This is a genomic window from Candidatus Saccharibacteria bacterium (assembly GCA_016700375.1).
Classification (GTDB): domain Bacteria; phylum Patescibacteriota; class Saccharimonadia; order Saccharimonadales; family UBA4665; genus JAGXIT01.
Map to the genome: position 1 here is coordinate 870,635 of CP065016.1, position 25,288 is coordinate 895,922.

28 protein-coding genes are annotated in these 25,288 nt (G+C 50.4%); 21 read left to right on the forward strand and 7 right to left on the reverse strand.

The window, feature by feature from the left end; genetic code table 11:
* Nucleotides 1-59: 59 nt before the first annotated feature.
* Nucleotides 60-737 (reverse strand): IS1595 family transposase, encoded by a 678-nt coding sequence (locus IPP75_04530; GenBank protein ID QQS69158.1) that lies wholly within the window; start codon nt 735-737, stop codon nt 60-62.
* Nucleotides 738-979: 242 nt separating this feature from the next.
* Between IPP75_04530 and IPP75_04535 the strand changes: the two genes are divergently transcribed.
* Nucleotides 980-1,738: a hypothetical protein gene (locus IPP75_04535; GenBank protein QQS69159.1), complete on the forward strand. Its 759-nt coding sequence runs from the start codon at nt 980-982 to the stop codon at nt 1,736-1,738.
* A gap of 8 nt (nt 1,739-1,746) precedes the next feature.
* On the forward strand, nt 1,747-2,007 hold the full coding sequence (locus IPP75_04540) for a CBS domain-containing protein (GenBank protein QQS69160.1): 261 nt from the start codon (nt 1,747-1,749) through the stop codon (nt 2,005-2,007).
* Between the two features lie 115 nt (nt 2,008-2,122).
* Here IPP75_04540 and cas2 read toward each other — a convergent pair whose 3' ends face one another.
* Nucleotides 2,123-2,623: a CRISPR-associated endonuclease Cas2 gene (gene cas2, locus IPP75_04545; protein QQS69161.1), complete on the reverse strand. Its 501-nt coding sequence runs from the start codon at nt 2,621-2,623 to the stop codon at nt 2,123-2,125.
* A gap of 201 nt (nt 2,624-2,824) precedes the next feature.
* Here cas2 and aspS point away from each other — a divergent pair, with 201 nt between their 5' ends.
* Nucleotides 2,825-4,582 (forward strand): aspartate--tRNA ligase, encoded by a 1,758-nt coding sequence (gene aspS, locus IPP75_04550; protein ID QQS69162.1) that lies wholly within the window; start codon nt 2,825-2,827, stop codon nt 4,580-4,582.
* Between the two features lie 31 nt (nt 4,583-4,613).
* Entirely contained in the window at nt 4,614-5,534 is a 921-nt protein-coding gene (pyrB, locus tag IPP75_04555; GenBank protein ID QQS69163.1) for an aspartate carbamoyltransferase, read from the forward strand.
* A gap of 330 nt (nt 5,535-5,864) precedes the next feature.
* Here the strand turns inward: pyrB and IPP75_04560 are convergent, their stop codons facing one another.
* The gene (locus tag IPP75_04560; protein ID QQS69164.1) at nt 5,865-6,920 is read right to left on the reverse strand and encodes an amidohydrolase family protein; all 1,056 of its coding nucleotides are present in this window, start codon (nt 6,918-6,920) and stop codon (nt 5,865-5,867) included.
* Nucleotides 6,921-6,956: 36 nt separating this feature from the next.
* Here IPP75_04560 and IPP75_04565 point away from each other — a divergent pair, with 36 nt between their 5' ends.
* The 7 genes from IPP75_04565 to IPP75_04595 all read left to right on the forward strand — a co-directional run bounded on the left by IPP75_04565 (nt 6,957) and on the right by IPP75_04595 (nt 13,889).
* The gene (locus IPP75_04565; GenBank protein QQS69165.1) at nt 6,957-7,676 is read left to right on the forward strand and encodes a hypothetical protein; all 720 of its coding nucleotides are present in this window, start codon (nt 6,957-6,959) and stop codon (nt 7,674-7,676) included.
* Nucleotides 7,677-7,837: 161 nt separating this feature from the next.
* Nucleotides 7,838-9,820, forward strand: a complete 1,983-nt coding sequence (locus IPP75_04570; GenBank protein QQS69166.1) for a hypothetical protein — start codon at nt 7,838-7,840, stop codon at nt 9,818-9,820.
* A 23-nt stretch (nt 9,821-9,843) separates the two neighbouring features.
* Nucleotides 9,844-10,659 (forward strand): A/G-specific adenine glycosylase, encoded by an 816-nt coding sequence (locus tag IPP75_04575; GenBank protein QQS69167.1) that lies wholly within the window; start codon nt 9,844-9,846, stop codon nt 10,657-10,659.
* A gap of 20 nt (nt 10,660-10,679) precedes the next feature.
* Nucleotides 10,680-11,054 (forward strand): hypothetical protein, encoded by a 375-nt coding sequence (locus IPP75_04580; GenBank protein QQS69168.1) that lies wholly within the window; start codon nt 10,680-10,682, stop codon nt 11,052-11,054.
* An 11-nt stretch (nt 11,055-11,065) separates the two neighbouring features.
* Nucleotides 11,066-11,662, forward strand: coding sequence for a threonylcarbamoyl-AMP synthase (locus IPP75_04585; GenBank protein QQS69169.1), 597 nt, complete (start codon nt 11,066-11,068; stop codon nt 11,660-11,662).
* Nucleotides 11,655-12,101, forward strand: coding sequence for an NUDIX domain-containing protein (locus IPP75_04590; protein QQS69170.1), 447 nt, complete (start codon nt 11,655-11,657; stop codon nt 12,099-12,101). The genes IPP75_04585 and IPP75_04590 overlap by 8 nt, the downstream gene beginning before the upstream one ends.
* Before the next feature lie 33 nt (nt 12,102-12,134).
* Nucleotides 12,135-13,889 (forward strand): hypothetical protein, encoded by a 1,755-nt coding sequence (locus IPP75_04595; protein QQS69171.1) that lies wholly within the window; start codon nt 12,135-12,137, stop codon nt 13,887-13,889.
* Nucleotides 13,890-14,016: 127 nt separating this feature from the next.
* On the opposite strand, the gene IPP75_04600 is transcribed toward IPP75_04595, so the two are convergent.
* Together IPP75_04600 and IPP75_04605 are read right to left on the reverse strand one after the other, a co-directional pair.
* Complete coding sequence (locus IPP75_04600; GenBank protein ID QQS69172.1) at nt 14,017-14,763, reverse strand: endonuclease/exonuclease/phosphatase family protein; 747 nt, start codon at nt 14,761-14,763, stop codon at nt 14,017-14,019.
* Nucleotides 14,760-16,052, reverse strand: coding sequence for a hypothetical protein (locus tag IPP75_04605; GenBank protein ID QQS69173.1), 1,293 nt, complete (start codon nt 16,050-16,052; stop codon nt 14,760-14,762). Before IPP75_04605 ends, IPP75_04600 begins: the two co-directional genes overlap by 4 nt.
* 70 nt (nt 16,053-16,122) lie before the next feature.
* On the opposite strand from IPP75_04605, the gene IPP75_04610 reads away from it, so the two are divergent.
* Nucleotides 16,123-16,725, forward strand: a complete 603-nt coding sequence (locus IPP75_04610; protein ID QQS69174.1) for a hypothetical protein — start codon at nt 16,123-16,125, stop codon at nt 16,723-16,725.
* A 259-nt stretch (nt 16,726-16,984) separates the two neighbouring features.
* Here IPP75_04610 and IPP75_04615 read toward each other — a convergent pair whose 3' ends face one another.
* The gene (locus IPP75_04615) at nt 16,985-17,506 is read right to left on the reverse strand and encodes a hypothetical protein (protein QQS69175.1); all 522 of its coding nucleotides are present in this window, start codon (nt 17,504-17,506) and stop codon (nt 16,985-16,987) included.
* Nucleotides 17,507-17,807: 301 nt separating this feature from the next.
* Between IPP75_04615 and IPP75_04620 the strand changes: the two genes are divergently transcribed.
* The 9 genes from IPP75_04620 (at nt 17,808) to IPP75_04660 (ending at nt 24,318) form a co-directional block, all read left to right on the forward strand.
* On the forward strand, nt 17,808-18,005 hold the full coding sequence (locus IPP75_04620; GenBank protein QQS69176.1) for a hypothetical protein: 198 nt from the start codon (nt 17,808-17,810) through the stop codon (nt 18,003-18,005).
* Nucleotides 18,006-18,120: 115 nt separating this feature from the next.
* Nucleotides 18,121-18,885, forward strand: a complete 765-nt coding sequence (locus IPP75_04625) for an ABC transporter ATP-binding protein (GenBank protein ID QQS69177.1) — start codon at nt 18,121-18,123, stop codon at nt 18,883-18,885.
* Between the two features lie 2 nt (nt 18,886-18,887).
* A complete protein-coding gene (locus tag IPP75_04630) occupies nt 18,888-19,994 on the forward strand; it encodes an ABC transporter permease (GenBank protein ID QQS69178.1) in 1,107 nt (368 codons plus the stop codon).
* 35 nt (nt 19,995-20,029) lie between these two features.
* Nucleotides 20,030-20,317 (forward strand): hypothetical protein, encoded by a 288-nt coding sequence (locus IPP75_04635; GenBank protein ID QQS69179.1) that lies wholly within the window; start codon nt 20,030-20,032, stop codon nt 20,315-20,317.
* A 2-nt stretch (nt 20,318-20,319) separates the two neighbouring features.
* Nucleotides 20,320-21,192 carry a hypothetical protein gene (locus IPP75_04640; protein ID QQS69180.1) on the forward strand — a complete coding sequence of 291 codons (873 nt, stop codon included), beginning with the start codon at nt 20,320-20,322 and terminating at the stop codon, nt 21,190-21,192.
* A 4-nt stretch (nt 21,193-21,196) separates the two neighbouring features.
* Nucleotides 21,197-22,228, forward strand: a complete 1,032-nt coding sequence (locus IPP75_04645; protein QQS69181.1) for a tRNA-dihydrouridine synthase — start codon at nt 21,197-21,199, stop codon at nt 22,226-22,228.
* The gene (locus IPP75_04650; protein QQS69182.1) at nt 22,215-22,898 is read left to right on the forward strand and encodes an HAD-IA family hydrolase; all 684 of its coding nucleotides are present in this window, start codon (nt 22,215-22,217) and stop codon (nt 22,896-22,898) included. The genes IPP75_04645 and IPP75_04650 overlap by 14 nt, the downstream gene beginning before the upstream one ends.
* Entirely contained in the window at nt 22,895-23,737 is an 843-nt protein-coding gene (locus IPP75_04655; protein ID QQS69183.1) for an NAD(P)-dependent oxidoreductase, read from the forward strand. Before IPP75_04650 ends, IPP75_04655 begins: the two co-directional genes overlap by 4 nt.
* Nucleotides 23,734-24,318, forward strand: a complete 585-nt coding sequence (locus IPP75_04660; protein QQS69184.1) for an HAD-IA family hydrolase — start codon at nt 23,734-23,736, stop codon at nt 24,316-24,318. The genes IPP75_04655 and IPP75_04660 overlap by 4 nt, the downstream gene beginning before the upstream one ends.
* 74 nt (nt 24,319-24,392) lie before the next feature.
* Here IPP75_04660 and IPP75_04665 read toward each other — a convergent pair whose 3' ends face one another.
* The gene (locus tag IPP75_04665) at nt 24,393-25,274 is read right to left on the reverse strand and encodes a magnesium transporter CorA family protein (protein QQS69185.1); all 882 of its coding nucleotides are present in this window, start codon (nt 25,272-25,274) and stop codon (nt 24,393-24,395) included.
* Between the last annotated feature and the right edge of the window lie 14 nt (nt 25,275-25,288).

Sequence of the window (25,288 nt, forward strand, 5' to 3'; positions counted from 1 at the left end):
TCCTGTTGTCTTAGCTATGGTACCACATCTTGGTAACCGCCGAGCAAAGTCAGGCTCTGTCAACGAACATGGAACAAGCAAACCTGTAGGTAGGTGAATGGTGAGTCAAAAAGATGCGGCTGGTTATGCCGAGCCATCCATTCATTAAGAACCGTTTGAAGATTCTTGGTAGGTACGCAGCCATAGAGTTTTCGTAAGTACCGCTTTATCTCGCTCCAGATGCGTTCAATCTGGTTTGTTCCAGCAAACTGTCCAGTGCTATGGTTCCAGCTCTCGTGGGTATAGCCAAGCAGCGGCAAATCCTGGTAGGCATACCACTTGTCAGTGGCGACATTTGTTCCTGACTTTACGGTATCCAGTACGAATTGTTCTAGGACATCCTGTCCTCTGGAATTCGTTATCCTGAGTGCAATACGGTCAGTATCCGGTTCAATTGCTCCAGTCACAATTGTCTGCGGCTGTGTGCTCTTCAGCTTCCCGAAGTAGCTCTCGTCTATCTGCACGAGGCCGCATAGAATAGTGTCTGATTCATCCGGCAGATGACACCTGAACCGTCCGTACCACCGCTCAACTGTTGGGTAGCTGACATGCGCTACCAAACATGCGGTGTCGGGGCTCTTTTGTACTGCCAGCACCAGAGCAGGACGAAGAGCTGTCTGGGGCTCAGCTTCATGCCGTACAACCAAGAACCTTGATGAGCTGTTGGCCGATACTTCCGACGGCACTGCGAGCATCATGCATAGCGACGCACATACTGAAGCTTTAGTGTTTGTGTGCATCGTGAACAACGGAGTGTGTCACCAAATGCTAGTTTGTTAAGGAACACCCAGCACTTCTTATTACTAGGAATGTCTGTTAATTTAGTCATGGAACAACCTTTCTATTCTTGTTAGCTTTGACACTACAAGTTTAGCGGTTGTTCCGTTTTAGTTTAATGAGCCCAAAAGTCAGGAGGACTTGAGGTATAATAGACGGGTATATGACGCCATTTATTTTCGGACTAGTTTGCGCATTGCTTGCAATTGTACTTGCTTCTTTGTACCGCGTATTTAGTCATGTGAGTCAAAAGGAGCTAAAGCGCAGGGCGCGTGGCGGTGATGAAGTTGCCGCCGTACTATACCGTTCTTCTTCCTATGGCTTGAGTGCGAAACTCGTGCTGGGGGGTTTGTTCACGCTGTTTGCCTACGGAGCATTTGTGTTCATGGTGCAGGCGCTCGATGCATGGTTGGCGCTACCTATGCTTGTAATTATTGCCATGCTTGGGCTAATTTTTGTCGAAACGAAGGGTGGAGCCAATCGAGTTTCCATTTGGTTAGCGCGCAGTGTCTCGCCTGCTTTGTCTTGGGTGCTTGAGCGCCTTCACCCTTTATTTGCGCAGCTTGCCCGTGCGCTCAGAAAAGTGTGGCCGGTACGTGTACACAGCGGCCTGTACGAAAAAGAAGACCTTGCCGCCTTGCTAGAGCAGCAAAAAAATCAGCCAGACAACCGCATAGCACATGGTGAAATCGATTTGCTATCTCATGCACTGACGTTTGGCGACAAAACAGTTTCTGACGCTCTTGTGCCGAAGCGGGTCGTCAAATCGGTCGCCGCAACTGATGCAGTCGGTCCTGTGCTTATGGATGAGCTCCACGCCAGTGGCCACAGCCGGTTTCCAGTGTACGAAGTGAAAAGGATAACATTGTCGGGGTGCTCTACCTGCACGACTTGGTCGCAACCAAAAAGTCGGGCACAGTGAGTAACATTATGCGCCGCAAGGTAACCTACGTGCATGAAGATTTTACGCTGTACCAAACACTGCAAGCCTTCATAAAAACTAAGCAGCACCTGTTCATTGTAGTGAACAGTTTTGAAGAGTACGTGGGCATAATCACCATAGAAGACGTGCTGGAACGAGTGATAGGTAAGCTCATTGTCGATGAGTTTGACCGCTACGACGACCTCCGCGCCGTAGCCGCCGCTGCCGCCAAGAAAGACCATGCAGCTCGCACCGAACCCTCCCCATAGGAATCGTAACCATTTTATAAACCACACTTCCTGTTTCGTGCTCAACGCCACGAAAAGTATCAATTTTGTCCCAGCTGGGACAGGATTGATAACGAGTCGTAGAAATCGGTGCGAGCTAGATCTTTAGCCGTATACTTTCATATATCTGAACGCACCCAGCAATATCCAACTCTTTGACGGCTTCGCGGATGGTTTCACGATGATCTTTTTCGCTCGACCAGACGCTTTGCTGCACGAGCTCAAAGCCCAGATTATGGAGCAGTCGTTTCAAAGCGCGCCGCTCGGACTCCATGTATTCGGGGATGTCATATATGAGCAATATACGCGCATCTTTGCCTAAAGACTTGGCTACGAAAGGCCGTACTTTGCGGAGTCCTTTTTCAGTCAGTTGGGGAATTTTACTGTTATCTATGAAGCCCTGTTTTCGCGCGCGGTAATACGCTGTCTTAACATACTGTTCTTTATAGCCCGATACCTTGGACAGCTCGTAGAAGAATTTGCCAGGTTTGAAAGAGAGCAGAAGGTTTTCGCGATTTGGCGGCAGTAACCCACGGAGTACGTATATGAGAGCAGGGTGTTTCATGGTTCGGTAATCTGCCAAAGGATCTTTTCGCATGTCGACATTGTATCAAATCTGTCCCAGCTGGGACAGATTTGATAGCGATAGGGGAATTAGGGGAAAGATGGTACAATAGCAGCGATGAAATATAGTGTGGCGACAGATATAAATCTACGGGTCGGCGAGTAGCCTGGCCGGGCTACTGCGTGTACTCGACCCTGCCGAAGCCGCACATAAAATACTAGAGGAAAACTATACATGCGAACACTTGCAGCTGAATCTATCAAACAAGTTGGCCAAACTATTACTACTATGGGTTGGGTGCAGTCGCGCCGTGACCACGGCGGGCTAATTTTTATAGACCTGCGTGACCACACCGGGTTGCTGCAGCTGGTCATTAACCCCGAGACGGCTGAGGCTTTCAAAACGGCCGAAGAACTGCGCGATGAATTCGTCATCGCCGCCACTGGCACCGTAAACGAACGAGACGAAAACCTGCGTAATCCACACCTGGAAACTGGTGGTGTTGAAATGAAAGTCACTGACATTCGTATTCTTAACCGCGCCGACACCCTGCCCATACAGCCATTTGCCGAGGCTCAAGCCAACGAAGACCTTCGTTTGCGTTACCGCTATCTAGACCTGCGCCGACCAAAAATGCAGCATATGCTCAAAAAACGCGCGGAGTACTACAAATACATGCGGGACTTTGTAGAATCACAAGGATTCATCGAGGTAGCCACTCCAATCTTAGCAAACAGCAGCCCAGAGGGTGCGCGCGACTTCCTGATTCCCTCGCGTATACACCCGGGCAAATTCTACGCCCTACCCCAGGCGCCGCAGCAGTTTAAGCAGCTCCTTATGGTCGGCGGCCTACCTCGCTACTACCAGCTGGCCGCCTGTTTCCGCGACGAAGATCCCCGGGCAGACAGACTGTACGGAGAATTCTACCAGCTCGACGCCGAGATGAGTTTTATAGAAGACGGCGAAGAAGTGCGTACCACCTTTGACCCGCTCATAAAAAGCCTCGTGAGTGACTTTGCTGGTAAGAAATTGCTGAACGAAGATGTGCCGCGAATTCCGTATGCCGAAGCCATGGAAACGTATGGCTCAGACAAGCCAGACCTGCGGTTCGACATGAAGTTGGTGGACCTCAGCGACGTGTTTGCTGGTTCTGAATTTGGTGTCTTTAAAAATGCTGTTGCTAGTGGAGGTGCGGTCAAAGCCATTTGCGTGAAAGGCGGTGCGAGCTTAAGTCGCAGCCAAATAGACAGCTTTACAGAAATTGCGAAAAACGAGGGTGCTGGTGGGCTGGCATACTTAACCTACAAAGACGGTGAGGTGCAGTCACCAATTGCCAAATTTATGAATGAGGCGGAACTCACCGAAGTAAAAACACGATCCCAGGCGGAAGGCGGCGATGCCGTGTTCTTTGGCGCAGACACACGCCAGATGGTAAACAAAGTGCTTGGACGGCTGCGGGGTGAGTTTGCTAGTCACTTCGGCCTGAAAGACCCAGACACGGTTGCCCTGTGTTGGATTGTTGACTTTCCATTCTACGAGACAGACGAAAAAACCGGCAAAATGGACTTTGGCCATAATCCATTCAGCATGCCAAAGGGCGGGGCACACGCGCTAGATAACACTGAAAACAAGCTTGAAATATTGGCCGACCAGTACGACATGGTCGCGAATGGCTACGAAATTTGCAGTGGCGGCGTGCGCAACCACAACCCAGAGGTGCTCTACAAAGTATTTGGATTGCTCGGGTTCGACGAAGCTTACGTAGAGGAAAAATTTGGCGCCATGCTAAATGCCTTCAAGTACGGTGCGCCGCCGCATGCCGGTTGCGCCTTTGGCCTTGACCGATTGTTTATGGTGCTTATGGGCGAGGAAAACATCCGCGAAATAGTCGCCTTCCCCAAAAATGGCTCCGGACTCGACGTCATGATGAACTCCCCGAGCGCAGTAGAAGCCGCGCAGCTGAAAGAACTTAGCATATCCGTCACTGAGTAGTACAATAGACTACGAAAAGAAGGAGGTTCATGTGCAACATTTAGTAGCGGCCGGCCAGCTTACGCCGGAAGTTTTGACGGAACTTATGAACAAAGCGGAGGAGTTCCGCAAGCTACTGGAAACGACAGACGGCAGAAACCAGCTGCGGGCACTGTACCCAGATAAGGTCGTTGCAACACTGTTTTATGAACCTTCCACACGAACGCGCTTAAGCCATGAGTCCGCTGCCCAGCGCCTCGGTATGGGGGTGGTTAGCACCGAAAATGCTGCAGAATTCTCATCTGCCATAAAGGGTGAAACCATAGAAGACACAGTGCGGGTGGTGTGCGGCTATGCCGACGCCATTGTTATTAGGCACAAAGAAACAGGTATTGTTGACCGTGCCGCTGCAGCGAGTCCGGTGCCAATCATAAACGCCGGTGACGGAACGGGTGAGCACCCCACCCAAGCACTGCTAGATGTCTATACCATTTGGCGCGAAATGGGCACGCTCGAGGGGCTGAATATTGTTATGGGCGGCGACCTCGCGCACGGACGCACAGTTCGCTCGCTTGCGCAGGCTATGAGCCAATACAAAGGTACTAGCTTTACGTTCGTTTCGACCCCACAGCTCTGCATGGGTGATGACATAAAGGCGCTGCTAAAAGAACGCGGCGTGTCTTTTACCGAAACGGCAGACGTGCACGCGGCAACCAAGCAGGCCGATGTGGTCTACTGGACTCGGTTGCAGAAAGAGCGGCTTGAAGACCCGACGCTTGAGGCGGGGTTTGTGGTGGATGAAACGGTGCTGGCAGGCATGAAAGAAAAGTCGGTCATTATGCATCCATTGCCGCGGGTAGACGAAATTTCTGCCGCAGTAGATGCTGACCCGCGTGCCGCGTACTTCCGGCAGTCGCACAATGGTGTGTATGTGCGTATGGCGCTTTTGGATTATTTGTTTAGTCAGAAATAAGTCTTTAATGCGGGCTTTCGCGCCCTCAGGCGACCTACTTTTTCTGCCGAAGAAAAAGTAGGCAAAAAGTCTCGGCACATCTCCGGACTCTCGGCAGCTGTTGTGAACGGGCACGATGCGAAAACACTAATTGGACACGCATTTTCGCTTATATTGTGCCGTTTCACAACAGCTGGGCCGGGAGCCCTCCGCAGTGCCAACCTTAGTTATATCGCTTCGCGATGATTATTTGGCGGCCTGCGGCCGCACTCGTTTGTCGTTAATCGTGTTTCGTAATTCGTTGGAAGGTGATTGTTTGTTGATAACTTGGTCGTTAAGCGTTGGTTGTTCTTAAGTCGCGAAGGGGGTCAGAACCTGACCGGTGCTGACTGCCGAGAATTCGCCGTTTTCGTAGACGGTGGCGCCATGGAGTACGACTTTCTGGACTCGGCCAGGAACTTCAGTGCCCGCAAACGGTGACCAACCGCATTTGGTTTGCAGGCCGTCGTTTTGTATAACGTACGGCTCCATTTTCACTTCGACGTACGTGAACTCATCTGTTGAAAGGCCAAAAATTTCACTTGGTTTCTTGTGGCACTTGTCTATGATTTGCTCGAGCGTAATTTTGCCCTCGGCTCGAGCCTTGAGTAGTAAGGGCAGGGTGGTTTCGAGGTTCGGTACGCCAAACGCCCCGGCGGCTTTGTCTTCGTGGGTGTGGGGAGCGTGGTCAGACTCAAAAATATCAATGTCGCTTAGGTGCGCCCACAAAAACTCTTGGTCGGCACGTGACTTAAGCGGCGGTTTCATCTTGCCGTAGACGCCAAGGCGTGGCACATCGTCTTCGGTGAGGAACAGATGGTGTGGTGTGACGCCGCAGGTCACGGGCAAGCCTTTTTGCTTGGCGGCAATGATTTTCTCTAACACGGCCCGGCTGGGCATGTGGCAGACGTGTACTGGGCGGTCCAGGCCCTCCAGCGACTCGATGGCTATATCTATAGTGTCTTCTTCGGTGTGTAGTAGCACTACTTGCTCACGCGGCCAAGCGGCATAAATTTCTTTGAGCCGAGCAGGGTCAAGCGTGTAGCCGCCAGTGGTATTGTTTAAATACACCTTTAGCCCTACCGCGTGTTTAGCGGCCTGGGCGAAGGTGTCGAGGTTGTCACCCAGCGTTCCGTAGTGGAAGCCTATGTCACACACCGCTTTTTTGCTAGCCAGTGCTATTTTTGCCTCGAGTCGCTCGGGGGTGGTGATGGGCTCGGCATTGTTTGGCATATCGCATACGGTAGTAAAGCCGCCAGCTAGAGCCGCTCGCGTGCCGCTCACAAAGTCTTCTTTGTCTGTTTGCCCCGGCTCCCGCAAATGTACGTGTACATCCACCAGCCCCGGCAACCGCAAAACATCACTCATAACCATCAGTATACCGCAGCTGGTACAATGAACGGTATGAACCAGAAGATTGCGGCGTGGAAAGAGCATGTGCGGGAGGTTTCGGCCAACCCTGGGTTTGTGCATCATGAGTGGTTTGTGCGGTGGCACTTGGAGATTGTGGAGCGGATAGCGTTTGAGCTGTGCGAGAAGTATCCGGCAGCGGACAAGGAGCTTGTGGAGGTGATGGTGTGGTTGCACGACTACGGTAAAATTCTGGTTGGGCCGACGGCAAGCAGCACGCTCCGGGCGAAACAATCCGCTCCTCATTCCGCCGTATCACCCATACGTCTGCATTCCGGTGCTCCCGTTTCATCCCAGACCGTACAACTTGCCGTCGCTCCAAATGTCTTGGGAGATGAGTACGCAATGACACTTTCGGCTGGGATAGCGAAATTAACAGAGATGGGTTTCACCCGGGATTTTGTGGAACGCGCAGTGAGCGGCATAGAAACCATGGATAAAAAGATGGAACTTGACTTACGCACGGCTCCGCTGGAGGTGCAAATTGTGGCCAGCGCCGACGGCTGTTCGCACATGGTGGGGCCATTCTTAAGCCTGTACTGGCGCGAGCACCCAGAACTTTCAACCGAAGAACTACTGGCCGCAAACCTCGCCAAACTCGAAAAAGATTGGACGTGGAAAATTACTCTCCCCGAAGCCCGCACCGCCTTTGCGCAATATCATACTCTTCTCACCAAACAATTCACACTAAAAGCCCAGAACTACATGCAATAATGCGTACGAGTTGTTCGCGCGCCATACCGGTACTGTTTTCGCGGTTTTGTAGGCAAAAGCGCTTCAAAAGATTCGACTTTACCGCTAGACAAGCTTTTGTGTAGTTCCGTACGGCTTATTTGTATGCATTTCTGCTACAATATGCTTAAAGGATAAGCAGTATGGCAAAAATTCCCGTTCAAACACCAGACCCAGAAGAACTAAAAGCGGAAAGGCACGTCACTGAAATTATGGGTCCACCACAAGGGTTTGATGGTAATAAGCCGACACCTGAACAGGATGTTGAGGCGGAGCAAAAACCTGCTCAAGAGCCAACAGCGCAACCCGAGGCTATATCGCAGCAAGCAGACACGGAACAAACAGCTACCGAAGAATCAATCGATAGTATCAATGCGAGGTTAAAGGCACAAGCAAACAATGCTCCATATGAAAAAGATTTAGACATGGAGCAGTTGCCGTCAGACTTCAAGGCAAACGCCGAGCCTGAGGATGCGGCCACGGTTGCTGCTGTAGACGATATTTTAAAAAATGACGCCGATGCTGCACTGTCCTCGGACACTCCAAGACCAAAAGCAATTGTTATGAAGCCGTCCATCTTTGAGCGCCTAAAGAACGCTTGGTATAAGTGGTGGGATAACAAATGGAGTCGGTATGGTACCGTCGCTTTCGGTGTTGTACTAGCAGTATTGGTGATATTTGTGAGGCCGGTTCGAAACCTTGTGCTAAACACTGCCGGTGTACGGTCTAGCGTACTCGTAAGTGTGCTCGATGGTGCAAATAACTTGCCGCTTCAAAACGCAGTCGTTTCGGTAGATGGCGTATCTGGCAAAACTGACGAAAAAGGGCAGGTACGGCTTGAGGGCATCCACCTTGGTGCGCAGGAAGTAGATATACGGAAGCTCGCTTTTGCTGGTGTCAAGAAGCAGGTTGATTTTGGTATGCGCATTGTTGACATGGGCGAAATTACTCTTAAGCCAACTGGGCAAAAACTCAGCTTCGAATTGGTAGATTATCTTTCCGGCAAGCCCCTTGCCGACATATCTGTTACTAGCGGTGAAGCAACTGCTAAGTCAAGCAAAGATGGCAAAGCCATACTCACGGTTGCTCCCGGAGGCGCGGACAACATAAAGATTTCTGGCGAAACTGTTCGCACCGAAGAAGTAGAACTCAGCGAGGCGCAGAGCGGCACTGTAAAGCGTAAACTTGTTCCTTCCGCAAGAGCGATTTTTATTAGCAAAGAAAGCGGTAAGTACGACGTGTATAAGGTGTATGTAGACGGTAAAGACCGCGAAGTACTGCTTGCCGGCACCGGCTTGGAAACACAGGCCATGACAGTGCTGCCAAAGCAATCGGGCGACAAGGTGGCGGTTGTGTCCTCGCGCGACGATAAACGCAATAAAGATGGATATCTTCTTGCGGGATTGTTTGTAGTGGACGTTGAAACCGGTGAACGGGTTAACATTGAATATGCCGAGCAAATCACTTTGCTTGGTTGGCGCGGCGACACCTTGCTGTACCGTCAAACGGTGGCTGGTACAAGTGCCGCAAACGCAAATCGTCAAAAAATAATCGCCTACGATTTTGGTGCCAACAAGCGGTTCCAGCTTGCTAATGCTAACTATTTTGCCGGGGAATACCTTATAGGCAATACCGTTTACTACACGGTGTCTGCCACGGACTCTGGCGCAAAAGAAACGTTTGCACATGTCAACATCGACGGCACCGGCAAGAAAACGCTCTATACAGGCGATGCCTGGTCATTATTGCGCGGTGACTACACAAAACTTAAGTTCCAAACGCCAACCAAGTGGTATGAATATACTCTTGGCGCCTCAGCCCCAGTGGAATCAACGCCCCCGGCCGAATACAGCTCACCCTATTTTGTCGATAGCCCCGACCTCAAGACAAGCGTTTGGGTAGACGTACGTGACAATAAAGGTGTCTTGCTGCTGCGAAACCTTAGCGACGGCAAAGACAAAGAACTTGTTTCGCAGCGTAGCATGCAGGCAGTGGCATATTGGTTAGGAGAAAAAGCAGTTGTGTACCGCGTAGTAGGCGCAGGCGAAACAGCAGATTACATAGTCAGCGTAGACGGTGGCACTCCCCGAAAGATTGCCGATGTCAGTCTGACGGCCATACGATAGGCTTCGAGTGATATCATAATCAGGTGAACGCGCAGACGAAAACAATTGCGGAGTTTGTTGAGGCTGTTTGGGAGTATTACCGTTCTCATGGTCGTCATGATTTGCCGTGGCGTTTTCCAGAGGCGAATGGTACTTTCGAACCCTATAAAATTCTTGTCAGCGAGTGTATGCTTCAGCAAACACAAGTTGCCCGGGTAATCCCCAAGTATCAGACATTTTTGCGGAGCTTTCCGAATGTGTCGGCACTGGCTGAAAGCGAATTGGGTGAGGTACTGCGCGCGTGGCAAGGACTAGGCTATAACCGTCGCGCCAAGTACCTATGGCAAGCTGCGCAGTGTATTGAGCAGACTGGCTCGTTCCCGGGTAGCCAAGAAGCACTGACAAAACTCCCGGGGGTTGGCGTAAATACAGCAGGAGCCATTTTGGCCTATGCCTGGAACCAGCCGGCTGTATTTATAGAAACAAATATCCGCACAGTCTACATACATCATTTCACCAGGGATGCCGATGTTGTATCTGATGATTTCATCCGGGATTGTTTGGAGCGAACACTCGACCGGGAACACCCGCGTGAGTTTTATTGGGCACTCATGGATTACGGTTCTTACCTAAAAACACGCGTTCAAAACCTGCATCGGAGCAAGCAATACACAAAACAGTCAAAGTTTGAAGGCTCTAAAAGACAGATTCGCGGGCAGGTGCTACGTGAACTGAGTAATAAATCCTCGACTGCCATGCACTTGGGGCGCCTTATAGACGATGAACGCCTGTTTGGCATTCTTGAGGAGCTTGTAACTGAGGGGCTCATCAAAAAGAAGGGCGAGCAGTATAGCCTGTAAAATGATAGAATAGAAGGTATATGAATCCACAAACCGCTCCAACAGCAAGCCCTGAAACAACCGCGCCTACAACCCAGGCTTCTGGCCCGGTTATGGATGTCGTGCCACCACCTGCGCCCACCGTGCAAACACCGCCACCCTCAACGGGGCAGGCTGCCACAGAGGCGCCCGTACAACAGGCGCCAGCAGCCGAAAATACACCAGTCGCAGAAGCGCCCGCCGCGAGTGAAGCGGCTCCGGCACCCGACATGACCCCCGCCGCAAAACCTGCCCCCCAGGCAGCCCCGGCCAAGCCGAAACCTCCCCGAACGCTTCCTATTGGTGTTATTGTTGCAGCGGTTATCATATTTCTTGCCCTATCGGTGCTTGCATACTACGTGTACAGTAAGGGCTAAGGTTGTTACGCGTGCAAACCTTCGCTTCTGTCGACAATGAAGAGCTTAGGACACTGCTGAAGCAGGGAGCTGTCGGTGTGCTGCCAACAGATACGGTTTATGGGCTTGTGTGTATGGCTAGTAGCGAGCCGGCTATTGAGCGGTTATTTACGGTCAAATCGCGTGAGGCAAACCCAGGCACCGTGCTTGCGGCGAGCGTGCAACAGCTCATTGACCTTGGCTTACGCGGTCGATACGTCAAAGCGGTTGAACATTATTGGCCAAATGCTATCAGCGTCGTTATCACTTGCGCAGATAATCTGTTATACCTGCACCAAGGAAAGCGCTCCCTAGCTGTTCGTATACCCGACGACGAAGTGCTTCGAGGGCTGCTTCGGCAAACTGGACCGCTCATGACAACAAGCGCCAACCACCCGGGTCAACCAACGGCGAACACTATCGCAGAGGCTAAGGCATATTTTGGTAATGATGTGGATTTTTACGTAGACGGCGGGGTTCTCAGAGACCGTCCGCCCTCAACCATTATTCGAATCGTTGACGATGCCATAGAAGTGCTTCGAGAAGGCGCAGTCAAAATAAATGAAGCAGGGAGAATACAACGTGTCTAATCTTGCCACGACAAAACGGCCATTTTGCGCTGCCTTTATGCTCATTGCACAAGATGGAAAGTATCTTTTTGTAAAGCGTAAAAATACTGCCTGGATGGATGGCTACTACGGCCTGCCCTCTGGCAAAGTAGAACGAGGAGAGGGGTTTCTTGAGGCTGCCGTTCGGGAGGCGAAAGAGGAGGTAGGAGTCACGGTACGGCTAGAAGACACTGAGTTTGTGCATCTGAGTTGCCGGAATGATGACATGGAATGGTGTGACGTGATGTTTTTAGCGAAAAAGTGGAGCGGTGAGCCCCGTAATGCAGAACCGGACATGCACGAGGAAATTGCGTGGTTTGATCTCGATGCTTTACCCGAAAACGTCGTTCCACCCGTAGGGGCAATGCTAGAAGCTTGGACCGCGGGCAAAACATATAGCGAGTATCATTCGGAATGTTGAAAAAAAGGGTAAATCTGGTAAAATAACTGCAATATGTCAGAGCGACTAACAACCACTGGACCTGAAGCATCAGATAGTGATTCGAAAAGTTCAGAAAAAGATTCGTCAGATAGCAAGTCGAGCAGCAAAGGACGCGGTGGTCGCGGTTTAGGTGGTATTGTCGCACGCGCGTCAGAGCGAGGGTCTGAAAAAGCTGAAGCCGCCAAAGCTGAGGTAGCAGAGAAATCAAAACCTATCCTAGACAGAATACTAGGCGTAAAAGAATCTACTGAGGTACCCACGAAATCGTCAGAAACTACTCAAGATAAGCCTAGTAATACTGAGGTCGCCCCAGAGACTTTGTCTCCGGAGCAGAGAGCCGAGGAGAGTGTCGTACAGGCATTAGCAGGCGAAGGGGAAATAAATCTTCGTGAACTTTCTCGGGTTCCTGAGTCGCGTGATGACGCAATTGTTGAGCGAGCGGTTGAGGAGGTACTATCTCAGCAAACAGCCGAAATTACTGCTGCCGAAGTGACGTCTGAAGCAGACACCGAACCAGAAGTTCAGGCTGAGGCGGAGCCTAACCATGAATCGGAGGCCACCACTCCAGTAGCTGGAGCTGAAGTAGCAGTAGTTCCAGAATCTGAAGAGGAGGAAGAACCAACGCCAGGGGGGGCTACGACAACCACAAGTTCATCATCTTCCTCGGCGCGCCCATCTTCATCGGCAACGCCATCAACAACAGGCGGCAGTGGTGGTTCGGGCGGTCGCCCCCCAGCGCCTCCGGCGCCGCCCGGCCCACCTGTTATGCCGCCCGGCCCTCCGTATCGGCGGCCTGCGGCAAATCGGGTCTATAATCCAAATCAAACATATGGACCAAACGGCTATGCAGCACCGGCGGCAGGAAATTTGGCTCCAAATCTAGCTACCCCCAACACGCTAAACATAGGGCGTACCATTGAAAATGCCGAGGACTATGCCTATAGGCGTGGTCGTAACCGTGGGCTTCTGGCTGGTTTGATAGTGGGTGGTGGTATAGAGCACATTCGGCACAAGCGACGTGAAAAACGAATGGAACGCAAGTTTGCCATTGAGCAAAAAGAACAGGGTAAAAAAATAGAAAACATACGCTGGGACCACATTCGGGAAGCAGAAACTGCGAAAGTTCGAGAAGCGCATGCCGAAAAGTATCGCCTGGGTGAACGAACGAACATAGCTGCGGGACCGGAGGGGAATCGAGCTATCCAAACGCCTTCCACGGCCGAGGCGGTTCGCCAAAGAGCAGAGATTCAGGCAGAAATAGAGAAGAAGCTTGCAGCGGAACGTAAGGAGACAACGAGAGTGCTTTCAAAGGCTGAGCAGATTGAGCAAGAGCGTTTGCGCGAGCAGCTCGAGCTGGCCCAGGGGCACCACATAGAACGAAGTGCCTGGCACAATATAGAGGTGGATAGTCACGGGAAAGCCGTACAAGAAACATCGTTTGAGTATGGGCACGAATACTATAAGGAAAGAGGCCACGAAACGGGGCCAAAAACAAAGCAACAGGTAGACGCAGCAGCGGGGGAGGTCGCACTTGTTGCTGCTGCGCTTGGCGGTTCGGGCGCTAGTTCGTCAGAGGGTGGTAGCCAAGGGCCGTCTAACCGGTCGCAAAGCAGTTCTTCGATGCAGCAAGTTCAGCCAGGTGCTCCAGCAAAGCAGCAATCGCTCCTAAAAACCGTTACAACGCCACCAACAACCCCTGCTGGAACCGTCGGCTGGTTTATTGCGCTTGTTATCATACTCATAGTGCTACTTATTGTAGTCTTTTAAGATCTCACCTTACGCAAACGGCACCCTGCACGTCCACGGCTCCGGTTCCTCGCTCCACCGTACTTCTAGTACGGCTGCGCTGCGGTACTCACCCTGGACGCACATTGCACCGTTTGTGTAAGGTGAGTTAATATATATCAAACTCAAGCAAAAGGGCTTTGTGGTCAGAGACAAGGTCGTCAAGCACTCGAAATTCCTTTACAACCACCCCTTCATTTACAAGAATGTGGTCCGGCGCTACACCAGGTACTTTACAGAGCACGCTCATTGTATCTGTAATGTTGTGGGTGGCCGTTAGGTCAGTCAAATAATCATTGAAGAGTTGCATTGCTGGTGTTCCTGGGTTTATGTTTAAATCACCCGCGAAAATAATAGGGCCTGACAATTTCTGTACTTCGTTAGTCAATTTCTGCAAGCTCTGCGCAGTTTTCTCCGAACCGACCGGGTTTGGTTCCCAGTAGCCGTGGTGGTTTACCACAGAAAAAGTACGACCATCAGGCATAGTCACGAGCGCTATCTGCCCGTTTCGAATGTTTGACTCAAACACCGCATCTTTCTGGTGACGGTTAAATTCTCCGTTTGTAAAAACTGTCTTTTGCTCCGAGAGGGGGAACTTACTCAAGATTGCATTGCCACAACCAACAGTCACATCAGCGTAAACAGCTTCGTAAATGGGCGAGAAGAAAACGGAGGTGTATTCGCAGCGCTCTTTCATAAGCTCAAGCAGGTGGAATGTATTGTCGGGTAGCCCCACAATGCCGTTAGCGCTAAATATCTCCTGCGTTGTGATGATATCTGGCCGCTCCTGTTCAATTAGCGGAAGTATTTGTCGGGTTAGACGCCCCATCCAGACGTTGAGCTGCAAGAGCTTCATGGTTGAAACTCCCGTCTAAGCCATTCGTCTAGGCTGCCGCCTCCGCCGGCGGACAAGCACAGTACGGTATCGCCGCTGTCGAGGTGGGTTTGCAGTCGCTGCTTGAGGTGGTCTTCGAGGGCAGCTGGTTCAGCGTTTGCTTGGACGACCTCATTCATGCTGGCGATTAATTTCTCGGGCGTGAGTAGCTCTAGGGTTTCATCTTCTCGCGCGAGGTAGCTAGGGACAACGTATAGCTTTTTTGTTCCTTCGAATAGGGCTTCGAGCTCGTTATGGATAAAATGCTGCCGGGTGTTGTGCAGACCTTCGTAGACGACAACCAGGCTATCCCCGGCAACTTCATGACCGAGCTGCAACGCCCCCCGTATCTTCTCGGGTGTATGGGCGTAGTCGCTGTAAAGTCCGGGCGTGATTTGCTCAAAGCGGCGGGAGACGCCCGGAAACATATTCAATATTCGTATGTATTCCGATAATGACCGACCCTCGAGTAGATTTACGCATGCTCTCGCTACTAGGCATGCGTTTGCTCTGTTCACTTTCCCGGCCAGAGTCGACACTCCCTTGTAATCTTTTGAGTATTGAATATGTATGTTCGCGGATTGCCCTACGGTTATTTGCTGAGCATCCTTGCTCCATAGATATGTATTATGACTTTGTTTGATAAATGTTCTGAATGCCTGGTAGTATTCCTCGCGAGTTGGGTATATGTCGGGGTGATCCCAGTCGATGCCGCTTATTATCGAAATATGTGGTGTAAACTGGAGAAAATTGCGGTCAAATTCGTCGCATTCATATACAAAATACTGCGCCCCTTCTTCATAAGCACCCATTTCAGCGAAACTGCTTTTCGCGGGGAGGATGTAACCAAGGGGGATGCCTAGCTGTTTCATAGTCCATACAGTCATTGCGGTCGTTGTCGTTTTGCCGTGTGTTCCTGCTATGGCGATGAGTTTGAGGTTTTTTTGCGACAAAATCTCGTTCAGTAGCTCGTCGCGTTTGCTCATACGGATACCATTTTCGCGGCAAAACTGAAATTCGGGTGCATCTGGTTGCTCAATCGCCACCGCAGAGGAGTAGACATACCAATCTATTGGTTGACGCAAATGAGCCGCCGATATATCTGCTTGTGTTTGACCGATAGATATATCTGTTACCCCGTGTTTTCTTAAGTAATCTATGTACAGCGATTCCTGCTTGTCTGAACCGGAAACTTCGTGTCCTGCCTGCTTTGCCACAATAGCGAGAGGGCCTATACCTGTGCCGCCAATACCCGAAAAAAATATGTGCATGGCTATATTATCAAGTAGCAAGTAGCAAGTAGCAAGTAGCTTCCTGTGAGCTGTTATAATCATAAGTGGTATGGATAAAAGAAAGTTGCACCACTATTGGCGATATTTGAGGAAAGTGCATCCGTGGTATTTTCTGGTAATAACGCTTATATTTGGCTATGTTACTGTTAGGGCCCTACAGCACAATAACGTAGAAATGGGTAGACTCCGTACGGCAGTATTTGAAGCCGACAAAAATAACGGCGATGTTGAGAGCGCGCTGAAGGCCTTGCGCGAGCATGTGCACGGACATATGAACACGAGCCTTGAAACGGGCGCTAACGGAGCTCACCCGCCCATTCAGTTAAAGTACACCTATGAACGGCTGCAGGCTGAGCGACAGGCTTCGCTCGGGAGGAACAATAGCGCATTATACAATCAAGCACTACAGTCCTGTAGTGTCGAAGGGCAGACTTCAAATGCTCAAGATACAATAAACTGCATAGAAAGTTATGCTGAAGCGCGCGGGGTACGGCTTGGAGACATACCAGACGCACTATACAAGTTTGATTTTGTCTCAGCAAAATGGTCTCCAGATTTGGCGGGGTGGAGCCTGGTAGTTACGGTTATGAGTGCTGCCGGATTTATTCTGACAGGCACGTATCGCTGGTTCATGAAGCGGTATTTGAAATAGCTTGCCGGAGTCGACTAGGGTATCGTGTCCCCTCTGTTTGTGCTGAGCCAAACAAACCCCCGTACTTTAAGGGGCAGTGAGCATCTTCCTGTCTTACGGTACCTATTTTTGGTTTACCCTTAGCTTGATAACCATATTATGCCCCAGAAAGCTAATAAGCGGACAATACTAGACATAGTAACCTTAGCTTTTACATAGACAACTGGATAATAGCAAAACAAAAAAACCTCCAAAAGGAGGCTTTTTTGTGTCTAGAAAACTAGCGTTTATTGGTAGTGTTCTGTGTGTTTTGTGTTGTCGAACTGTTATTGCTTGCTTGGCTTGGAGTGTTTGCCGCAGGGGTTTGGCTGGTCTGCTCAGTACAATCAGGTCCTTTTGGATTCTGCTTCTTGAACTCTTCAATGCTTTTGGCGACCTTGCCGTCACTATTCAGGTTTTCCCAGAAGGTCACTTGGTCGCGGTTAATAAGCATACGGTCGGTTGGAGAGTGAATTTGCTGACAACCTAGCTTAACAAGGGTGTAGTCACCCGTTGCTTGTTGTTGACCAGTTGCATTAGTCGCAGCGTTTTGCGTTAGATAGTATACATTCGATAGGTCAACGTATTTTGCGTTGAGGTTATCAATATTTCCGAAGTAAACCTGACCGTTATTTAGGAAGACAGCTTGATATTGTTTCTTACCAACATAGTCGAACTCGTTATCGGTATTGCCGCTGCGCGCAAACAATAGGGTTAACAGGAGTAGCAGTATGGCTATTCCAAACAGGATTGCAACACTCATGAGATTTAACCACTTTGGTGCTGATGCTCCTGTACTCTTTTTACCGACAGGGTGTTGAGCCTGTGGGGTAGGAGCGGGGCCGGCCTCTTGCCGATTAGCTGAGGCTGAATTCAATTGTCTAAAATCCATTTTTCCACCTTTAAGACATTAATTATTTACAATCATAAGTGTAATATACCGTTCAGCGGGAAGCAATACTAAAACTGTAAGGTGTTGTGATTGGTACTTAGGGTGTTGACAAACAGATTACGACCGATGTATCGTAGGGGTACTAACGTAAAGTTAAGAGAGGGAGATTCCTATGGCAGGATACACGCACAAGAATTCAAAAGGTGTTACTTATCACCTAAACTCAAAGAAAGTCACACTTCGTGGTGGCAAAGAGCAGACTATTTACTACTTCAGCAAGGACGACCGTCCAGAAGCATGTGAGCTTCCAGCTGGCTTTAGCGTGAACGAAAACCCACGCAACGGTTTCCTAACCGTCAAGCGCGGCTAGATAAACCTGTGTATTACGCAAAGCGTCCGGGTAATCCGGGCGTTTTGTTTTGTAGCCGCTATAAAATGCGACATTTTCTACAAAAAACAAGTATAAGTCGTGCTACAGTATTTTTATGAAAAGCACAAAACCTATTGTCGTTGTTAAGGAACTTCGCAAACTATATGACGGTAAGCCGGCCGTAGGCGGTATATCCTTTGAGGTGAAAGAAGGAGAAATTTTTGGCATCTTGGGGCCGAATGGAGCAGGGAAAACCACAACGCTCGAGATGCTCGAGACGCTTCGGCCGATTGATGGTGGTTCGGCGGTACTCGACGGCCTAGATGTATCCACAAACCCGGACAAAGTGAAGGGCCTCATTGGCGTCCAGCCGCAGACACCGAGTTTTGAGGAAAAAACCAAGCTTGTGGAGCTACTAGAGTTTTTCTCGGCTGCTTACGGTGAAAAAGTTGATGCCATGAAGTTTTTGCGCGACCTCCAGCTCGAGGATAAAGCGCAGAGCTACGTCGAAAACCTCTCTGGGGGGCAGCGCCAGCGTTTTTCAATTGCCGCAGCGCTGGTGCATGGGCCAAAGGTATTCTTCCTCGATGAGCCCACCACGGGGCTTGACCCGCAGGCGCGCCGGAACCTTTGGGACCTCATACGCGAAGTCCGCGACCGTGGTGTCACCGTCATTATGACCACCCACTACATGGACGAAGCCGAGCTGCTCTGTGACCGTGTGGCAGTGATGGACAGCGGCAAAATTATCGCCCTCGATACCCCCAAAAACCTTGTGAAAGCACTCTTGAAGAAAGGGTTCACTAAAGCTCAGCATGTGGAGCAGGCAAACCTAGAGGACGTGTTCATAGACCTAACCGGAAAGGCACTGAGGGACTAACCATGCCGAAATCACTCTTACCCATCTTTACATTCGTAAAAATTGACATTCGCCGGCTGTTTCGCGACAAACTAGCAATGTTCTTTACCTTTGTGTTTCCGTTGCTGTTCCTGTTTGTGTTTGGCGGAATTTTTGGCAAGAACAACAGCGTAAGCTTCAATGTGGCGTTCCTAAACCGTTCTGACACCCAGTTCGCCAAGCAGTTTGAACAAATGGGGCGAAAAGATAAGGTGTTAAAAATAGATTCCCGGGTGAAAACGTTAGGCGAAGCCCAAGAAAAAATGAGTCGTGGCGAACTAGATGCCACCATTATTCTGCCCGCAGAATTTGGACGGGTGGGCGACAAGGGCTATCCAACCGGACAAGCCCAAGTACTCTACAACAAAAGCAACGAACAGGGCGGGCAGACACTCGCGGCCATTTTGAACGGCATATTTGAAGGCATCAACAAGCAGTTTGTGCCGTCAGAAAAGCCATTCACCGTTACGGCGAAATCTACCGCCAAACAGGGGTTAACCCAGTTTGACTATGTGTTTGCGGGGCTGCTTGGTTTTTCACTCCTTGGTGCGGGCATATTTGGCCCAACCAGCGTGTTTCCAAAGCTGAAAGAGCGCGGTGTGCTTCGGCGGTACCATACCACTACGCTGAAGGTGTGGCAGTACTTCCTGGGCAACACCATTTCAAACACTATTGTCGGCTTGCTTTCCATAGCCACCATGTTTGTGGTGGGGCTAACGGTATTTAATCTGAACATGAGGGGGAATTATTTGGTATTGGGGCTGCTGGTTTCGCTCGGTGCAATTATGCTGTTTGGTATAGGGCTGGCGGTGGGTGGCTGGGCAAAAAATGAACGACAGGCGGCGCCGCTTGCCCAAATAATCACCTTCCCCATGATGTTTCTTTCGGGGAGCTTTTTCCCACGGTTTCTCATGCCCGAATGGCTGCAGGGGGTTACGAACTACTTGCCGCTAACACCGGTTATCGACGCCGCACGGCTCATTATCACCGAAAATCGCGGCGTGTTTGACCTGCTGCCACAGTTCGGCATTATTTTAGGCTGGTGCGTCGTGGTCTACCTCATAGCCTTCCGCGTCTTCCGCTGGGAATAGTTGCGAAAAATGCTAAAAAATGCTATCATTTAAATATGGCTTTTATCCGAGGAACATCTATTACCACCCCTAGCATGCTCATGGCATCGTATTATGAGGGGTTACGTGGTATGCAGGGTGACCCAGAAGCGCTGCGAGACATTGGTATTCCGGTTGGTCCTGATGACTTTGATCGGCACGTAAGCTCTGCACAGGAGGTCAGAGAGACGCTTGCACAGGGGCTAGGAAAAATGTGTGGCGATTGTTGTATTACTATCCAACCAGGTAAGGCGTGTGCGCACATGCGCTTAGACGAACAAGGCAAACCCAAGATTCTCGGATAATTATGTCGCACACCCCTCATGCAGATACGCTCCCTGGGCTTGAACCGTCTACTCCGCCACCCACTGAACGACCAGATTGGAATGATACTCGCATGGCCATTGCAAGGCTACTAGTTGCCGAAGATTGTTATCAAGCCTCAATAGGCGAAACATTTTCTGACATTACCGCCCACATGCGAGCGCTTGCCGAACCGGGTGCACTTTTTAGTTCACTGGTAGGTACTGCGGTCCAGCGGGACAAAGGCGGTAGAGGGAAACAAGCGGTTACACACAGGACTGCCAGCGGAAGGATAACGACCGTTGCATTGTCGGCCGCGGAAAGAAAATTGCTCCCAGATTACATAGAGGCGTATGGACGGAAAGCATCAGTCGTTACCAGAAATGCACAAAACCAACGCAAAGGTCAGGCGAGTTATGATTCTGATGCTCCTCGTCGAGCTGCGGAACACACGCTCGTACCGAAGATGGAAGCATTAGAAATATACCGCGGTACGCTTGTGCAGCAATCAGAATTGCTGAAGCAGTTTATTGAGGCGACAAAGGGGCGCAATGCTGGACTTGCGCGTATGGGCAGTGAAGCAAAGATGCGTATGCGGGGAGCTACGCTGCTTGAACAAATAATCCCCGATGCACTCGACGCCATAGGCGACCAGCGAGGCTGGGGGGTTAAACAAGAACAATTGGCCCAACGGACAATCTTAGCGCGAATGGTGCATTTTCGTGAAGGCAATGGACACCTTGGGTATGTGAACCGGCTTTGCAGTATGCTTGGAAGCTACAGTCTCATTAAGCAAGGTGTATTTACCGAGCGAATTGAACGAGCAAGCGCATACCTTGAAGAACAGGGCTTTGTTATAGCCAAAACTGTACAATAAGCGTATGAATTCCTATACAGATATGCCGAAGCCGTTTTTTGTGTTGGCGCCGATGGATGACGTGACAGACACGGTATTTCGGCAGGTGGTGGCTAGTTGCGCCGCGCCAGACCTGTTTTTTACCGAGTTTGTGAATGTCGACGGGCTGATGAGCCCGGGGCGACCAAATTTACTTAAAAAGCTTCGTTTCGCCGAGAAGGAAGGGAAGGTAATCGCCCAGTTGTGGGGGCTGCAGCCAGAAAACTTTCGTGCAGTCTGCGAACAGATTGCTGACGGTTCGTTGGCGCGCGAGCTTGGGCTGCCAAACGGCGTCAATTTTGCCGGTGTTGATTTGAACATGGGCTGTCCCGCAAAAAGTGAAGTGAGAAACGGTGCTTGCGCTGCCCTTATACGCCGCGAAAACTGGCCGCTCGCGCGAGAAATAATTCTTGCATCTAAAGACGGCCTTGCTGGATGTCTCCCACTCAGCGTGAAAACAAGGGTTGGCTTCAATGAAGTAGACATGAACTGGATTGACTTCCTACTCGAGCAAAATCTGCAGGCTCTTATCATCCATGGTCGGACACGCAAGCAAATGAGCAAAGTTCCGGCAAACTGGGAGCTAATTGGAACGGCGCGCGGTATGCGCGACCGCAAGAAGCTTAGCACACTCATTATTGGAAATGGCGATGTTATGTCCCGCGAACAGGGTGAAGCCCTCGCAGCCCAATACAAACTAGACGGCATCATGCTCGGCCGCGGCGTCTTCCACAACCCCTACGTATTTTCAAAGGACAGTCCTCTGAAATGGGAAAAATGTGATGAAGTAAGTAAAATCAATCTGTTTCGACGACACGTCGAGCTGTTTGCGGCTACGTGGAAAAACGGCGAGCGACCCATTCATACCCTCAACAAATTCTGCAAAATCTACATCCAAGGCTTCGACGGCGCTAAAGAACTAAGGGAAAAACTCATGATAACCAATTCGACCGACGTGTTACTAGCCACATTAGATGAAGCACACAAAAGGTATAATGGTTTCAATGCGGCAAATTAAAGCAGTCATACACGACATAGACGGCAACCTAACTCTAACTGAAGAGGCATGTTGGCATCTTGAGAATGAAGTGTATGCGTTACTTGGGCTTCCCCCCATAGAGCGTACTGTTCACCGTAAAACATGGGGCATGAAACTCGACGATGCCCTTCCTATTCGTTCAAACAACAGGGTCGACAAGCAAAAATTTTGGGAATTGTTTTCGCCAAAATACGATGAGTTTGTAAAAACCGGCCGGCTTGATACTATTGCGAAGGAGAATATCGCCACCCTGAAACAGCTGCATGAAATGGGGTTGATAAATATGTTGCTCACCTCTCGTCGTGCGGTGGAAATGAGTCATTATCTTAACCCAGAGCACGTTCTGCATACCTACGTCGACGCTATATATTACTTCGATAACATGAAATTTCATAAACCAGACCCGCGGGCGTTTGCACACATAGAGAGTGAGCATGGCCTGAAACCTGAAGAATGTGTCTACGTGGGTGACCAGCCAGGAGATGCTGCTGCCGCGAAAGGTGCCGGGCTGCACTTTGTCGCAAACCTAGAAGAGGGCATACGAACGCGCGAAGATTTCGCGGATTATCCGGTAGATGCATTTGTACAGTCATTTACTGAGATACCTGTAGCAATTCTAGGGCTAATAAATCACAAGGAACAATCATGATAAAAATAGCAGTTTTGGGTTTGGGGATAATGGGGCATGGGATTGCCAGTAATTTTCTGAAGCAAGGGTACGAACTGACTGTGTGGAACCGTTCGTTAGACAAGGCAGAAGATTTGGTTGCGCGCGGCGCGCGGCTGGCAGCCTCTGTTGCAGACGCGGTTGGCTCTGCTGATATAGTGCTTGAAGTAACGGCAAATGACGAATCTTCGCGCGGGCTGTGGCTGGGTGAAAATGGCATCATTGCCCACGCAAACGCTGCGCAAACGCTCATTAGCTGCGCGACGCTATCAGTAGAGTGGGTCGACGAGCTTGTGCGGGCGTGTGCCGAAAAAGGCCTAACGTTTCTCGACATGCCCATGACTGGCAGTCGGGCGGGAGCAGAGGGCGGCACCATGTTGCTACTAGTTGGTGGTGACGAGCAAAAACTAAACGAAGTAAAACCGCATCTGGAGAAAATAGCTTCCCAGGTGAAACTATTCGGCCCGGCTGGTTATGGCACACGCATAAAATTGGTTTTGAACTGTTTGCAGGCCGTGCACTTGGCAGGGTTCGGCGAAGCCATGCGTCTCGCAAACGCATTCGGACTAGACCAAAAGCTAACAGGTGAGATGCTGGCGGAAAAGCCCGGCGGCGCCACTACGCAAATGGCCTGGCGAGATTACCAAAACTACCCCGACCCCATAAACTTTGCCGTAGAACTCATAGCCAAAGACGAAACCTATGCGCTGCGCAACATCGACCCAGCGCAGGTGCCGCTCATCTCGCAAACACTGGCGGCATACCAAAGAGCGATTGACGAGGGTCATGCTCATGACGACTGGACGTACATAGCGCGATGATTAAGGCTATCATCTTTGACTGTTTTGGAGTGCTTGTCGGGAAGGGTATATGGCGTACGTACGAATCGGCGGGCGGGAACCCGCTGTGCGACAAGGCATTTCTGGACGATATTATCTACCGTGAGTGCGCAGGGGAGGTGGACGAACAGACCTATAATGAGGCGTTTGCGGCTAAGTTGGGTATGTCACTTGAAGCATGGCTCGCGCATAAAAGGCGCGAGGAGCAGCCCAATCTCGAGCTATTTCGTTACATCGAAAGCGACTTAAAGCCGCACTACAAGGTTGGCTTTCTCGGTAATGTCGGGCACGGCGTCATAGAGCGGTTGATTCATTCGGAGCTTCGGGCGCTTTTTGATGTCGATATCCGTTCCGCCAATGTCGGCTTTCAGAAGCCCGACCCCCGCATCTATCAACTCGCGCTAGACAGACTCGGAGTTTCGCCAGAAGAAGCAGTCTTCACTGACGACCACGAAGAATATCTTGTCGGGGCAGAAGGGCTCGGCATAAAAACCGTCAAATACAACGATTTGCCGACATTTCGAGCCAAACTTGAACAGATTCTTGCCCTGAATCTCACGTGATAGCGACTAGTATCAATTCTGTCCCAGCTGGGACAGAATTGATACTAATATGAATCACCGTTGGGGTGCCGCTACTAAAATATCCGCTTTTTGCGGCCAATGGCGTAGGCAGTAATAACGGTGATGAGACACACTACTATGAGACCGCCGAAGGCCTGTGTATTGCGTTGTTCAGGAAGGTCTATGTTCATGCCGTACATGCTGAAAAACATGGTTGGTATGGAAATAAACACGCTAACCATAGTGAGGATTTTGATAGTGCGGTCAAGATTGTGCGAGCCTATAAGCGTGTAGGTGCGGCGAATGGAGTTTAGCGACTTCAGGTTTGTTTCGCACGTTTGAATAGATTGCTCGTTATTCAGTATAACTGTTTCGGCTAGCTCTCGGTGAGCGGCAAAGCCAGACACCGAGCTGCCGTTTAGGAGATGCCGAAGCGCCGCATTTGTTGGCACGAGTGAGCTGAGAAAATCATTCATGTCGTCTTCTATGTGAACAAAACGAATGAATGAACGTGGGCCGACCTCGCGGTTGCCGAGTCGCTCAAGCAGGCGGCGGATTTGGCCAGATAAGTCATGAATGAAACGGTCGTAGTCGGCATCTATCTTGAGCAGTATCAGCAGCATAAGGTGGACCGGGTCTCCACCGTCGCCGTCGCTAGCATCTTCTGGCAATATGTCCTGTATGCTCGGGAGCTTCTCGAGGCTGACGGTAATGAGCCGCTCGTCGTCCAGGGCAAACAAAATGGGCGCTGTTTGTATATCACCATCATCTGTTTGGTAGGCAAACCGTGTAATAACGTAGGTGTGGCTATGTTTGCCGGTGGTTTCGATTCGAGGAATTTCATCGCGGTCAAGGGCATCGCGCACAAACCGTTCCGAAAGGTTATATTTATCGCACAGGAGCTTTATTTCGTGCTCACTCGGTGACTCTGCATGTACCCACGCATTTCGTTGCATACGATTAGTATATC

Coding starts and splice junctions, on each gene's coding strand:
- IPP75_04530 (QQS69158.1), bottom strand. CDS start 737: ATGATGCTCGCAGTGCCGTCGGAAGTATCGGCCAACAGCTCATCAAGG.
- IPP75_04535 (QQS69159.1), top strand. CDS start 980: ATGACGCCATTTATTTTCGGACTAGTTTGCGCATTGCTTGCAATTGTA.
- IPP75_04540 (QQS69160.1), top strand. CDS start 1,747: ATGCGCCGCAAGGTAACCTACGTGCATGAAGATTTTACGCTGTACCAA.
- cas2 (QQS69161.1), bottom strand. CDS start 2,623: ATGCGAAAAGATCCTTTGGCAGATTACCGAACCATGAAACACCCTGCT.
- aspS (QQS69162.1), top strand. CDS start 2,825: ATGCGAACACTTGCAGCTGAATCTATCAAACAAGTTGGCCAAACTATT.
- IPP75_04560 (QQS69164.1), bottom strand. CDS start 6,920: ATGAGTGATGTTTTGCGGTTGCCGGGGCTGGTGGATGTACACGTACAT.
- IPP75_04565 (QQS69165.1), top strand. CDS start 6,957: ATGAACCAGAAGATTGCGGCGTGGAAAGAGCATGTGCGGGAGGTTTCG.
- IPP75_04570 (QQS69166.1), top strand. CDS start 7,838: ATGGCAAAAATTCCCGTTCAAACACCAGACCCAGAAGAACTAAAAGCG.
- IPP75_04580 (QQS69168.1), top strand. CDS start 10,680: ATGAATCCACAAACCGCTCCAACAGCAAGCCCTGAAACAACCGCGCCT.
- IPP75_04595 (QQS69171.1), top strand. CDS start 12,135: ATGTCAGAGCGACTAACAACCACTGGACCTGAAGCATCAGATAGTGAT.
- IPP75_04600 (QQS69172.1), bottom strand. CDS start 14,763: ATGAAGCTCTTGCAGCTCAACGTCTGGATGGGGCGTCTAACCCGACAA.
- IPP75_04605 (QQS69173.1), bottom strand. CDS start 16,052: ATGCACATATTTTTTTCGGGTATTGGCGGCACAGGTATAGGCCCTCTC.
- IPP75_04610 (QQS69174.1), top strand. CDS start 16,123: ATGGATAAAAGAAAGTTGCACCACTATTGGCGATATTTGAGGAAAGTG.
- IPP75_04615 (QQS69175.1), bottom strand. CDS start 17,506: ATGAGTGTTGCAATCCTGTTTGGAATAGCCATACTGCTACTCCTGTTA.
- IPP75_04620 (QQS69176.1), top strand. CDS start 17,808: ATGGCAGGATACACGCACAAGAATTCAAAAGGTGTTACTTATCACCTA.
- IPP75_04625 (QQS69177.1), top strand. CDS start 18,121: ATGAAAAGCACAAAACCTATTGTCGTTGTTAAGGAACTTCGCAAACTA.
- IPP75_04630 (QQS69178.1), top strand. CDS start 18,888: ATGCCGAAATCACTCTTACCCATCTTTACATTCGTAAAAATTGACATT.
- IPP75_04635 (QQS69179.1), top strand. CDS start 20,030: ATGGCTTTTATCCGAGGAACATCTATTACCACCCCTAGCATGCTCATG.
- IPP75_04640 (QQS69180.1), top strand. CDS start 20,320: ATGTCGCACACCCCTCATGCAGATACGCTCCCTGGGCTTGAACCGTCT.
- IPP75_04645 (QQS69181.1), top strand. CDS start 21,197: ATGAATTCCTATACAGATATGCCGAAGCCGTTTTTTGTGTTGGCGCCG.
- IPP75_04650 (QQS69182.1), top strand. CDS start 22,215: ATGCGGCAAATTAAAGCAGTCATACACGACATAGACGGCAACCTAACT.
- IPP75_04655 (QQS69183.1), top strand. CDS start 22,895: ATGATAAAAATAGCAGTTTTGGGTTTGGGGATAATGGGGCATGGGATT.
- IPP75_04660 (QQS69184.1), top strand. CDS start 23,734: ATGATTAAGGCTATCATCTTTGACTGTTTTGGAGTGCTTGTCGGGAAG.
- IPP75_04665 (QQS69185.1), bottom strand. CDS start 25,274: ATGCAACGAAATGCGTGGGTACATGCAGAGTCACCGAGTGAGCACGAA.